Source organism: Bifidobacterium apri, assembly GCF_009299485.1.
GTDB lineage: Bacteria > Actinomycetota > Actinomycetes > Actinomycetales > Bifidobacteriaceae > Bifidobacterium > Bifidobacterium apri.
Genome location: NZ_WBSO01000006.1, coordinates 17,915 through 30,887 on the forward strand (window position 1 = coordinate 17,915; position 12,973 = coordinate 30,887).

The window sequence follows — 12,973 nt, forward strand, 5'->3', positions numbered from 1 at the left end:
TCATCGCATCCGCTCCCGCCGGCGACGCCATACATCGCATCCGATACCCACGCCGACAACAAGGCCCGCCGCGGCGAGCGCGCTCCAACGAAGCATACGCGCCGTCACCCCTTGCGATGATGACGGCATGTCAACCCCGTCCTTGGCGGAAGTGGCGTCTGGCACACGCACCCCAGAAACCAGCAGACGATGCGTATTGACCCCGTATGGAGTGCACGTCATCAGCGTCACGCGATCCTCCGTGCCAGAAATCCGTAATATCGCAGTGTCTTCCGGCTTGATCACCGTCACCCGATCGACGCGGTAGGCCATGGTCGAGCCAAGCACCGTCAAGGAAAAACGGTCACCGGCAGCCATCCCATCGAGCTTGGTAAACATGGACGCCCCGGCAAGCCCGCGATGGGCGGTAATCACCGCATGAGTCGATGCGCCGCCCACCGGCAGGCTTGTTCCCATCAGATGCCCGGCACCGGCGGACAACACATCGGACGATGTGCCGTGTCTGATCGGCAAATGGACTCCTATGGACGGAATCGAAATGACGCCCATCACTCCGTCCGGGGTTGCAAGCGCCGACCGGTACGCTTCGGCGGCATGACTGTCCGGGGCGACACCGAGTGTCGGCTGTCCGCTTGCCGCCAGCCAACGGTTGTACGCCTTCGCTTGGGCGAGTGCCCTGTCGCGTTTTGCGCTCGGCCATGCCGCCACGGCACGTTCATGGTCGTCCGCCGCTGCGGCAAGACGCCCCGTTGACCATGCGCGTACAGCAGGCGGGAGCAGAATCAGGCCGATCGCCGCGGCGAGGAGCAGCGCCGCCACGATCCGCATGGCGATGATTCGCCGTTTCACCGGCATGCCCCGCATGTGCACGCCGCCCGCATGGCTTCGATGGCACGCTCGAGTTCCACAATCCGGCGGATTTGCTGGGAAATGAGCAAGTCACGCAAATCTTCCGATTGCCGCCTGTCTGCTTGTGATTGATGGGCGGCAGACGCGCGGAGATTGGGGGTTGCGTTCGAATTGCGGGCAACGCTCATGGGGGATGTTGCCGCCGCCGAAACCATCCTCGACGAGAGCGAGGCGGGCGTGGCAGACATGCCAGACGCGGTTGGGAGACTCGACGGCGCAACCCTCTTCCCGTTGACACCGGTCCCCGACCGCATATGCGCCTGCGCCTGACGCCAGCGGTCGAGATCCCGCTCGTACGCCTGGTCTTCGGCAAGCTGTTCAGGCGTCTCTTCAGTGCCGATGCTGCGCCACCGGGCAATGCACCGCTCAATCCGTTTGTATCCGATCAACGCGGAATCCAAGCCGGCTTCGCGGAAAATCCGTGCCGGTGACTTGCCTTGCCGATATTGGCGCATGCAGATGCGCTTGAACGCCTCCGTATACCGTATTCTGCCTGCACTGACCGCGGCTACAGCCGGAAGGGATCGCAGATATTTCAGCTCTTCCGCGGTGAATGTGCCGTCCGGCAGGTCCAGCCGCTGTCGAGCACGGCTGAGTTGTCGCAAAACCAGCAGGCGATGTGGCGCTGATCGCGTCATCGTCGTCTCCTTTTGTTCACGTTGATCACGGTGTTCACTTCCGATTCGGTGCCGGCCGGATTCCCCTGCCAGCCGGCAACCGCTCGGAACGGCATTGGGGCAGCATAGTACCTGATGAAGCCTGAATATACGCCCCGAGCGTACATCCGAACAGCACACCGTGTGCGATGTTGCCCGGTTGTGCGCTGTCGTGGTTGCGCATGATCGCGCGCCCGCGCACGTCGTATATTCATGGCCGTGTGCCCGGATTGGGCTTATCGGCCTCAGCCGCCCCGCACGCCGTCACATGCGCCGCTCCATCCTGCGGACGATGACGAGCGCACCACCGGCAAGTGCGAGAAGTACCGCCGCCGATCCTGCAATCACGATGCCGCCGGCAGCACCGGTCAACGGCAGTTCGGTCAACGATTTGACGTTGCGCACCCGGATGCCACCGTCCTGTGCCACGGTGACCAGATCATACGGGTCCAGCCCGGTGTCACTGAACGTAACGACAGTACGCTTGGCGGTAGCGTCGTACGCGAGCGTCACTTTGAATGAGCCGGTCACCTGGGCGGCACCATCGGCGACGCGCGTCTCACGTACGGTGTAGGTGCCGTCTTCAAGTCCGGAGAAGGTGACTCGGCCGTTGTCATCGACACCCGCCTGATAATCCTGCCCGAGCATCTGCACCGGCTTGCTGTTATCCGCGTCATACAGCGTGAACTGCGCGCCGGTCACCGTGGAACCGTCCGCGAAATACTTCTGGAATTCGAAGGTGTTGGTATACACATCCGTTTGGTTGGATTTTCCTGATGCCACACCGCCTGCAGTCACTCGGGCACTGTTGCTGGCCACCTGGTCGTCGGCGGCATGCTCGTTCACAGTCGCCTTGTAGGTCACGGTGAACGCTTCTCCTGCGACACTTTGCATCGTATCCAGCACGCTGCGGGCGATGGTCACGGTGAAGGTGGGATCCGACCCATCCTCCACGCCGTTGCCGGTGACTGTCGTATCCGCAGGATCAACGGTATAGTCGGCCGCCGGCAGAGCAGTGCCGTTGTTGCCGTAAGTCACGGTGATGTTGCCTTTCCCGGTGTCGATGGTCAGGCCACGGCTCGCGTAATCCTCGAACACGTAGGTGAAATCATCACCTTTGCGGGTCGTTGATGGCACGGTTCCGGTGATGCGGTATGTCAGTTCGTCGCCCACACGAACCGTGCCGTCATGGCTGCCGGTCACGCTTTTGCTCGGCGGGGTGCGGTACGCTTCGTTTTTCACGATGATGCTGCCGTCCGTGTTGAACTTCTCGTGTTTCGTGCCGACCAGCATGGTCAGCGAGCGCACGGATTCGGGCATGTCCGTGACGCCATCGGACAGTTTCTCCGTCACATCGACGATTGCGTACAAACCGCCTTGCAGCCCAGTGATGGTCAGCGGGTCTTGTGTCGCGGTGTGCTGTGCGCCGTTTGCTGTGACGTAATCGGCGAGCGCATCAGCGAATAGGCGCGAACTCGCATTCGCCGCCCATGGGAATGTGGTGCTCTGGTCGATCGGGTTGCCGCTGACGGCCTGCGCCCACATCAGCGGGTCCGCATCTTCGGGCGCTTCTTGTTGCAGTGCCGTTTTGATGGCTTGACGGACTGCTGCATCAGCGGCACTGACGGTGGTCAGTTCGGTGGAATCGTCGCTGTTGAATGTGGCGATGGGTGCGACGGCGAAGGTGTGTCCGATGATTTCGCCGCGCGAACCGGATTGGATGATGATGGATTTGTCGTTGTCTGCCGCAGTGGCTGGAGTCGGGGCGAGCGCCGCCGCTCCGATTCCGACGATGCCGAGCAATGCCACGCTTGCCGCTGCAATCGAGCGGATCGGCGATGGCTTGTCTCTCCACGGCGATGATGGGTGGCTTGTTCTTGATGAGGCCCTGTTCCAGGCCTGCGAAACGATATGTATCAGGGATGTCATGATTCCTCCTACGGTGTGGTGCCGGTCGTGGTGGGCTTGGATGTGCATATGGTCTGTGTTGCGGTGGCGCGAATCGCATGCGGCGGCGAGCGAGGGGCGCCGAATCGGTGTTTTTCGCCGGCGCGAATCGCATGTGCCGCACGCACCGGGGTCAGCGGAATCAGCGGGGTCTTCACACTCATCGGGTGTTCCTTTCAACCATTCGTCTGCGGGAACGCCTCAGGATCCACGCTCCTGTTCCGGCGAGCGGCAGCCCTACGGCGAATGTCAGCCATGGACGATCCAGATGAATACCGGAGGCGCCGGTCAGAGGAATCTGGTCGGCCAAAGCAGGGGTCGCGGTGTTGACTATCGTGCAGGTGGCTTGCGTTCCGGGCGCGATCGCCACATCACCTTCCGACGAGACGTTGAGCTGGTTGCCCGCCGCATCCGCGCAGGTCCAACTCCCGGACTCGTATCGCGCATAATTCGGGTACGGTTTGCCGTCTACGGTGTAGTCATCGTTGTGTGTTTCCGCCAGCCGGTAGGTTCCCGGTTCGACCGCTGTTGCAGGCAATGAGGCGGTATTGTCATCCTGCGCTGGTTGCGACGGCGCGGCAGGGCTGATTCCACTCTCGCTTGCCGTGTCTTCGGATGACGCTCCCGGCTGTGGGGCGGAGGCGGAGACCAGCGATGCCAACAGATTCCATGCCGCAGGCTGCGCGGGAGTGTATGCGGTGGCGTGGGTGTTGTCTACGGTTTTAACAAGCGTCAGACTCGGCGCGGCCACCTGCACGACCGGCCGCGCGTATGCCGCGGTCAGTTCGTCGGATACGCTCTCTTCACTGCTGTCACCGCTGACGGTGACCGTGACGGTTCGGTAGCGCAGCAACGCCGAGCCTTCCGCGTTCGAAAAGAATCCGGGCTGTCCGGAACTGGTGGTGTTGCCGGGGGCATCGGTCAGTTCGTCTCCGGTATCCGGATACGTGCCCGTGCTGATGAAACTGCGGTATGCCGCCGCGGTCGGGGTGATTTCGATGGACACGCGATAGGTGGTTTCCGGGTCGAGGGTCTTGCCGGCCGGCAGTTGCAAGGTCAGGGATCCTGACACCGGATCGAAGGCGGCGACGATGCCGTCGGTGGATACTGTGGAACCGTCTGTCTTGGTCGCGCTGACCGTGGGTGTGACGACTGCGTCTCCGCCGATGGCTGGCGATCCGCTGTCGTCGAGGGCGATCACCCATGAGGACAGGGTGTCGCTGATGCTCACGTCACGATACCGGACGGTGGATGTGATGATCATGGCGATATCGTCGAAGGCCTGCGCGAGACTGTCCGGATCCGTGCCCGAATAATGGACACCTGTGGTTGCGGTCGCGAAGCTGGACATATTCGCGTCTGCGGCCTGTCCGGCGCTCACTGTGAACAGTGCCGTCCCGTCCGCCCGCCTGTTGGCCTCCTCGACAGCCGCGTCAAAGCACCGGCTGGCAGGGTCTGAAGTTCCATTGCCGTAGACGCCGTAGCGCTCGTTCCAGTCATCGCCGCCCATGGCAGAAGAGCGGAACGTCGGCGAGCCGTCTGACAGCATGACGATATACCGGCGTTCAGCGGTGCTGCCATGCAGCAGGGTGTTCGCGGAGTGCAGACCGGCTTCCCAGTTCGTGCCGCCGCCGGTCGCCGACGACGCATCCAACCCGTCAAGGGCCGCGGACAACGCATCCGCATCATCGGTCCACTGCTTGTCACCGAATGGAATGACGCGCGCATCAGTATCGAAATCAACCACCGCGATCCGCACGTCGCCGCCGGTGGATTCGTCAAGCAGCTGTGCGGCAAGCCGTTGCGCCGCCTGCGTGACCACCTGCCATCGGGTCAGGCATGTACTGCTCGGCCCGTGGCAGCTGGGATCCTCGTATTGCGCCATACTGCCGGAGGAATCCAGCACCAGAACCACGTCGGCGCTTGTATGCTCGACAGTGCCGTCGATATGTTCTGCACCCGTGACGCTCAATGTGAGCCGGTAGCGCTGATCATCGAGGCGTTCGATGGTTTTCGTATGCTCCGGTTCGGGAAGCTGCGCGGTCGCGCGGTCGGCCATAGGACGTACCGCATGGTTTTCGGTTGCGGGAGCCGCTGGGATTCCTTCCGTCTGCCGGTCGGCGAGCGGTTCCGTCTGCTGTGCCGGTTGTGCCGGTTGTGCCGTTACGGCGTGTGCAACACCTTCGGCGGACGCCCCGTATGACAGCGCGCAACCCAGCATGCTGAACAAGGCCATCGCGCACACCGCGAATGCGCATATGGCTGTATTCCGATACGTGGTATGTCGGCGGTGCCGTGCTCCTCCCGCCGTGCCGCCATCCCGTCGTCGTGTCATGGCTCCTCGCTTTCCCTCGTCAAGCGCGGCTTCCATGCCGGAGACCGCCCGTTGCGTGGTTGATAGCGGCAGTCTAAAATCCGCGCCACGCTGCGCGAAACCCCCATATTCACCCCGATATCATGGGGATGCAAAGACCGTTCCCCCGTGACGGTCGCCGGCGGGCATGGTTCCGGCTGACCGCGACACTCCCCCTTCCACCCTTGTTTTTCCGCGGATTTTCCCCTATCTCAAAAATTTGTCCGATTATCGGACACTCCGCGGTGTGGAAACGCTGATTATCGTCCGAAAGTCGCTCGACCGTCCTGGATGCGGTACGTTTGCGCGGCCGCCGGCATCACGCCCCATGGCCTCCAGCGGTGCAGGCCATATAAGCAATCAGCGATCCGAATGAACGGAAAAGCCCCGCTCCCCCGGCACTACCGGCACAATGTCAATATCGACATGCTCGACGCGGCTCCACCGCGGGCCGCCTTCCACCGCACGCTCAAACCGTTCCACATCAATCCCGGCACCTTGGGCTTCAAGCTCAACCGAGCCATCCATACGGTTGCGCACCCAGCCGGTCAAATCATACCGGCGGGCGGCCATCACCGTGAAGTAGCGGAAGCCAACCCCCTGCACCACGCCGGTCACCACCATGTGCACACGCGATTGCGACCGTGACGATTGCGACCGTGGCGTATCCGCATGCGATGCCATCCCAAGCCGACCTTTGATCAGATGAACGCGCGCGGGCCGAAAATCGCGGTTCCCACGCGCACGATGGTCGAGCCTTCGGCAATGGCGAGCGCCATATCGTTCGTCATGCCCATCGACAGTTCATGGCAATGCGCGGTTCCGGGCGTACCGGCGGCGAGAATCCGATCGCGCGTCTCACGCAGATGGCAGAAGCCACGACGAATCACCGCTTCATCATCAACGTGTGCGCCGATTGTCATCAGGCCTTGCAAATCAAGGCCTTCAAGTGCTCCGATCTGCCGCGCGAGATCGACTGCCTGCGTCGGGTCGCACCCTGATTTTGATTCCTCGCCGGACTCGTTGACTTCCAGCAACACACCTGTGGTGATGCCGCGCGCGAGAGCACGACGAGCGATTTTCTGCGCGAGATCAAGGGAATCAACGGATTCGATGGTTTCGACAACCGGCAGCACCTTGCCGATCTTGTTGCTTTGCAACTGACCGATGAGATGGAAGGGGATATGATGCTCCGAATTGTCATCATGTACATCGCCGTCGCTGGTTGCAACGCCGAGCGAAAAACCGCGCGACGCGCATTGCCGTGCCAGTCCCGCCGCCTTGGCGACGACTTCCTGTGGTCGGTTTTCGCCAATCATCCGCACGCCGGCGTCGATGGCGGCCATGATCTCGCCAACATCACGCGTTTTCGTGGCGGCAAGCAATCTGACCGAGCCAGGCTCCCTGCCGGCTTCCATTTCAGCTTGGGCGATGCGGTCCAACACACGATGCACGCCGTCCGCAATCTGTTGCGCCCGGTTCGCGTCGATGGTTTCGTTCGCCAGATCCTTGTGATCCATATACGCTGTCATGCATGCCTCACATCCGCCCGCTGACGCGGCTGGTCTCCGCGGGTTGTTCTGTTTGCCTCGTTCTCATCGTAGTAGGTCTTGTGTATCGCAGCGATGATCGTCCCGATGATCGGCGATGGTGTTCCACGTGAAACCATCAAGCAGGTCGGAAGGCCGGCATGGCACGGGTTGCGGCAGCAGACCCAGCATCCACGCGCAATAGCCGATGATGCGCTCGGGGCTTACTCCTTCTTCGCGAAGTACGCCTAAGTCGAGGGCATGGTCGCGTTTTGCCAGGCGTTTGCCGGAGATGTCATCGACCAACGGCAGATGCGCGAACTGTGGGATAGTCGCCGCGCGCGATGGTGTTTGCGCCAGTTGCGGTGACCGGAGCCGTTGCTGCTGCTCTGGTTGTTGCTGCGGCCGTGGCTGCGATAGTGTCCGCGTCAGCGTCTGCGACTGCGACCGCAACGCGTGCCCCAGTGCCCGGCGGATCCACAGCTGGATCGCCGTCGACCGCAGCAAATCGCGACCGCGCACAATCTGGGTGACACCCATATCGACATCATCGATGCTGGCGACAAACTGATAGGCGAACAATCCGTCGGAACGTCGGATGACGACATCGCCGACCTGCCGTCCTAGATCGATGTGCTGCGATCCGAACACCTCATCGTCGAACGCGATCGCACCTGCGGGATTGCCGGGTTCAGGCACCGCGATACGCCAGGAATGACGGTCGCCACGGCTGACGCGGGCGTCACGCTCGGCGGCGGGCATGGTACGGCACGTCCCCGGGTAGACGATGAAGCCGTCGCCTTCGTTCGGGGCGGATGCGGCCCGGATATCGGCACGCGAGCAGAAACACGGGTATATCAGCGGTGATTCCGCACGCGGTCTCGTATTCGGCACCGGGTGTCCTGCTGTGTGGACGGTTGCGTATGGCAATGGCATATGGCGGATGCTCAGGGACGCAGATGGGCACCACCCGTCTTCTGGGATGGATTCCTGGATTATCTCGCTCAAGGTCATGCCGCTCAGGGTCTCAAGTACCTGCTGGTATCTGTCAAGTCGCGCCGACTGGTATACCGGGTCGCCGTCCCAATCCAGCCCGAGCCAGTTGAGATCATCCATGATCCACCGGTCGGCGTCCTGTACCACACGCGGGGTGTCGACATCCTCAATCCGCAGTATCAGTCTGCCGCCTTGTGAGCGCACGCCCAGCCAAGCAGCGAGTGCCGCATACGCGTTGCCGATATGCATACGCCCGGTCGGCGATGGTGCCAAACGTCCGATAACCGCTGAATATTCCACGCTTGCAGTCTATCCGGCGGACTAACCGCTGAATCCGTCCCGACAGGCCGACCGCTGATACGGCGCCGGTCGGGACGGCCCATCGCTTTCACCTCTCCTGACAGGCTCATCGTCGATGTGCACGTCACCGCTGCCCACACATCTTGGACGCTGTGCGACTAAGAGCACGATGATGTTCAGGACTATTCCCGCGCCCCGCTGCCTTTGGTCACCGACACCCGACGAATCCAACATCTCGCGAAATCGGCCTGTGCGGGAGAGGGGTTATTGGCCAAAATGTGTGTCCGGAATCGGGTGTGAGGGGTTGTCCTGCCGGGCGTGTCGCGGTTTCGAATCCTCATGCCGCCACTTTCGAGCCCGGCCAGAATGTGTGTCCGAAACCGGCGCGGACCCGTTGCGGCGCAAGGCGTACGGGCGGTTGGAATGTGCCGAGTCGCGCATGTCATGACATACGTCGTGCGCCAGACAGAAGGCTTCCCGCACTGTCCGGGAGCCATACCGTCGGTTTGCGCATGCCTGGGCATGCACGAACCGCAAAACAGGGATCTCCACTGCCGTTTTCCGTCGATATCCGTTCAGCTTCGCATGCCACGGCATACAGGACGTGCACACGACCAGAGCAACAATCAAGACTCCCACACACCCCACCAGCAGACACACATACTGGCCTATAACCCCGGGAGAGATGTTCAGATGTTCTTCTCGATAGCCGCGAAATCGAAGCGGAAACGGGAGATTTCAAGATTCTGACCTTAGATTCCGCGCACTTGAATCGTGGACAAGGCACTGAAAAACAAAAAACCGGGTTATTGGCCAAAATGTGTGTCCGGAATCGGGTGTGAGGGGTTGTCCTGCCGGGCGTGTCGCGGTTTCGAATCCTCATGCCGCCACTTTCGAGCCCGGCCAAAATGTGTGTCCGAAACCGGCGCGGACCCGTTGCTGCGCAAGGCGTACAGGCGATTCGAATGTGCCGGGTCGCGCATGTCATGACATACGTCGTGCGCCAGACAGAAGGCTTCCCGCACTGTCCGGGAGCCATACTGCAGGTTTGCGTATGCCCGGGCATGCGCGAACCGCAAAACACGGGGCCTCCACTGCCGTTTTCCGTCGATATCCGTTCAGCTTCGCATGCCACGGCATACAGGGCGTGCACACGACCAGAGCAACAATCAAGACTCCCGCACACCCCACCAGCAGACACACATACTGGCCTATAACCCCAGGATTCGCTTCGATGCCGGACACACATTTTGGCCTATAACCCAAAAAACCGCAGCCATGGCTGCGGTTGAAAGTGCCCCCTCGGGGATTCGAACCCCGGACACGCTGATTAAGAGTCAGCTGCTCTAACCAACTGAGCTAAAGGGGCAAGTTGGTTAGTCGATTTCTCGAACCGAGTGATTACTATACTCGCCTCTGATTCGAACGCAACTTATATCCCTTTTCGGCGTGTCGCATTCTCGGGGTGCGTGGTCCATTCGCAATCAAACCACGATGAATCCACGGCCAAACAACAACCCGACCGGCGGCGAATCACGAACATCACGACGTATATCACACGAATCCGGCAACGTCACCTACCATCCGGCAATCAAGACCATGGTTTCCGCTACACTAGCACTCGCGCCGACGTCCGGCGCATCCATCCGCGAACCCTGCCGCGGGCCAATCATGCCCGAAGCCGGCAGGCGCCGACGACCACCGCCTACCACGTCTGGGAGTCATGCGGCCTATGGAGGCACAGGCGCCCAGGCACGCGAATCCATTCGTTTCTTCGCGCAAGCGCAGATAACACAAGAAAGACAAGAGAGAAGCAGAGCAGTGACTTACTCACTTTTCGTCAAACTAGCCGCCGAATTCGTCGGTACGGCAATCCTCATGGTATTCGGTAACGGTTCCGTCGCCAATGTCGAACTCAAGAACACCAAGGGCCACCACGCCGGCTGGCTGAACATCGCCATGGGCTACGGCTTCGGCGTCATGTTCCCCGTGCTCATGTTCGGCGCGGTCTCCGGCGCCCACATCAATCCGGCGATGACCATCGCCCAGGCCGTCAACGGCTTGTTCCCATGGAACGAAGTGCTGCCGTACATCATCGCCCAGCTGCTTGGCGCGATCGTCGGCCAGCTGATTGTGTACGTCACCTACTACCCGCATTACCGTGACACCGAAGACGCCGAAGCAATCCTCGGCACCTTCTGCACCACCGACGCCGAGAACGACCGCGTGAACTACTTCCTCAACGAGTTCTTCGGCACCTTCATGCTCGTGATCGGCGCGCTGTGCTGCCTGTCCATGCCGTGGGGCCAGAAAGACCCGGCCGCCGCATCCATCGTGGTTGGCTTCATTGTGTGGGGTCTGGTCACGTCGATGGGCGGCCCGACCGGCCCAGGCCTCAATCCTGCCCGCGATTTGATGCCGCGCCTGCTGCACCAGCTGCTGCCGATTCCGCATAAGGGCGGCTCCCGCTGGGGTGAAGCCTGGATTCCGGTGGTCGCGCCGATTCTGGGCGCGATTCTGGGCGCGTTCCTGTTCAAGACGATTTTCGCCTGATGATCGGATGGTCCGATTACCGGATCATCTGATTGTTCACGGCATCCAACCCGGCGACGGTGAAGCATACCAGTGCGCACCGTCGCCGGGTTTTGTATGTGTCCCGAGGTTTCAAGCGCAACCGGCTGGCTTATTCCACGCCGATCCGACTCTAGGTACACAGTGGACTAGACTGAAATCCAATGGTTCCCGAGCGGGGACGGGAATGCCATTCTGGCGCCGACCCCGCATCAGCACGGTTCCGAAAGCAGAAAGGCATACAATACATGGACGCGGATCTGGTAATCGTCGGCGCAGGCCTGTTCGGCCTGACCGTGGCGCAACAGGCGGTCGAAAAGCATGGCGCGAAGGTGGAAATCATCGATGTGCGCGATCATATCGGCGGCAACGCATACTCGTACATGGACAAAGAAACGGGCGCGGAAATCCACAAGTACGGCGCCCACCTGTTCCACACCTCCAACCCGCGCGTCTGGGAATATGTGAACCGTTTCACCGAGTTCACCGATTACGTCCACCGCGTCTACACCACGCACAACGGCGAAGTGTTCCCGCTGCCGATCAACCTGGGCACCATCAACCAGTTCTTCCATGCGCACTACACCCCGGCCGAAGCCAAGGCGCTCATCGCCGAGCAGGCGGGCGAGCTGGCAGGGACAGATCCGGCCAACCTCAACGACAAGGGCATCTCGCTCATCGGCCGACCGCTGTACGAGGCGTTCATCAAGAACTACACGGCCAAGCAGTGGCAGACCGATCCGAGCGAACTGCCGGCAGGCATCATCAAGCGCCTGCCCGTGCGCTTCAACTATGACAACCGCTACTTCCGCGACACTTGGGAGGGCCTACCCAAGGACGGTTACACGGCGTGGATGGAGCGCATGATTGACGATCCACGTATCCACGTGACCCTGAACACTGACTTCTTCGACGAATCCCAGCCGCTGAACAAGAAGGCACTCGTGGGCAAGGTGCCGGTCGTCTACACCGGCCCGGTCGACCGCTACTTCGACTACGAGCTCGGCGACCTCAAGTGGCGTACCGTCGACTTCAAGGAAGTCCGCTACGATGAGGGCGACCATTTCGGCTGCCCGGTTATGAACTTCGCAGATTCCGACGTGCCGTACACCCGTGCCATCGAGTTCAAGAACTTCAACCCCGAACGCAAGGATTCCCAGAACCCTGACAAGACGGTGGTTTGGGAAGAGTACAGCCGCTTCGCCACCCGCGAGGATGAGCCGTACTACCCGGTCAACACCGCGGAAGACAAGGCGCTGTACGAGCAGTATGCCGCCAAGGCCGCGCAGGAGCCGAAGGTCGTGTTCGGCGGCCGTCTGGGTACGTACAAGTACTACGACATGCACAACGTGATCGACACCGCGCTCACCGCCTACGAGGAACAGGTGGCACCGCTGCTCGGCTGAGACCGAGGCGATGGCGATCGCATCGGATCGCGCTGGAACGCCGAAACGCCGGCATGGGATTGCTGATTCCATGCCGGCGTTCGCGTACTGTGCCACGGTAGGCCTTGGCGTGAAACGTATCTCATCCCGGTGCGACTGACCAGTCGCATCACCGGCAACTATCGGCCGCGCACGCCGGAAAACCGCCCCAATCGCGTCGCCATGCAACACAGCAGTCACACCGCAGACAGATACCCCGGCCAACCACCCCAATCATCCCGACACCTCGCCGCCATGCGACCGGCAGAGCACACCGCAGTCCCAAGA

Annotated in this window: 10 protein-coding genes and 1 tRNA gene; 2 read left to right on the plus strand and 9 right to left on the minus strand. The window is 61.4% G+C overall.

Going from position 1 to position 12,973, the window contains the following annotated elements; genetic code table 11:
- The 9 genes from DSM100238_RS05255 to DSM100238_RS05290 form a co-directional block, all read right to left on the minus strand.
- Positions 1-855 carry a class C sortase gene (locus DSM100238_RS05255; RefSeq protein ID WP_167511054.1) on the minus strand — a complete coding sequence of 285 codons (855 nt, stop codon included), beginning with the start codon at positions 853-855 and terminating at the stop codon, positions 1-3.
- Complete coding sequence (locus DSM100238_RS05260; RefSeq protein ID WP_152355647.1) at positions 846-1,547, minus strand: HTH domain-containing protein; 702 nt, start codon at positions 1,545-1,547, stop codon at positions 846-848. Before DSM100238_RS05260 ends, DSM100238_RS05255 begins: the two co-directional genes overlap by 10 nt.
- 282 nt (positions 1,548-1,829) lie before the next feature.
- Positions 1,830-3,374 carry an isopeptide-forming domain-containing fimbrial protein gene (locus tag DSM100238_RS05265; RefSeq protein WP_167511055.1) on the minus strand — a complete coding sequence of 515 codons (1,545 nt, stop codon included), beginning with the start codon at positions 3,372-3,374 and terminating at the stop codon, positions 1,830-1,832.
- 128 nt (positions 3,375-3,502) lie between these two features.
- Positions 3,503-3,676, minus strand: coding sequence for a hypothetical protein (locus tag DSM100238_RS09340; RefSeq protein WP_167511056.1), 174 nt, complete (start codon positions 3,674-3,676; stop codon positions 3,503-3,505).
- Positions 3,673-5,847, minus strand: a complete 2,175-nt coding sequence (locus DSM100238_RS05270) for a DUF7604 domain-containing protein (protein ID WP_167511057.1) — start codon at positions 5,845-5,847, stop codon at positions 3,673-3,675. The genes DSM100238_RS09340 and DSM100238_RS05270 overlap by 4 nt, the downstream gene beginning before the upstream one ends.
- 378 nt (positions 5,848-6,225) lie before the next feature.
- Positions 6,226-6,549, minus strand: coding sequence for an acylphosphatase (locus DSM100238_RS05275; protein ID WP_152355650.1), 324 nt, complete (start codon positions 6,547-6,549; stop codon positions 6,226-6,228).
- A gap of 17 nt (positions 6,550-6,566) precedes the next feature.
- Positions 6,567-7,397, minus strand: a complete 831-nt coding sequence (locus DSM100238_RS05280) for a YggS family pyridoxal phosphate-dependent enzyme (RefSeq protein ID WP_152355651.1) — start codon at positions 7,395-7,397, stop codon at positions 6,567-6,569.
- Between the two features lie 63 nt (positions 7,398-7,460).
- Positions 7,461-8,690, minus strand: coding sequence for a glutamyl-Q tRNA(Asp) synthetase (locus DSM100238_RS05285; protein WP_152355652.1), 1,230 nt, complete (start codon positions 8,688-8,690; stop codon positions 7,461-7,463).
- A gap of 1,295 nt (positions 8,691-9,985) precedes the next feature.
- Positions 9,986-10,059 (minus strand) — tRNA-Lys (locus tag DSM100238_RS05290).
- A 452-nt stretch (positions 10,060-10,511) separates the two neighbouring features.
- On the opposite strand from DSM100238_RS05290, the gene DSM100238_RS05295 reads away from it, so the two are divergent.
- Together DSM100238_RS05295 and glf are read left to right on the plus strand one after the other, a co-directional pair.
- Positions 10,512-11,243 (plus strand): MIP/aquaporin family protein, encoded by a 732-nt coding sequence (locus DSM100238_RS05295; RefSeq protein WP_152355653.1) that lies wholly within the window; start codon positions 10,512-10,514, stop codon positions 11,241-11,243.
- 266 nt (positions 11,244-11,509) lie between these two features.
- Entirely contained in the window at positions 11,510-12,667 is a 1,158-nt protein-coding gene (gene glf / locus DSM100238_RS05300) for a UDP-galactopyranose mutase (protein ID WP_026503348.1), read from the plus strand.
- Positions 12,668-12,973 lie beyond the last annotated feature (306 nt).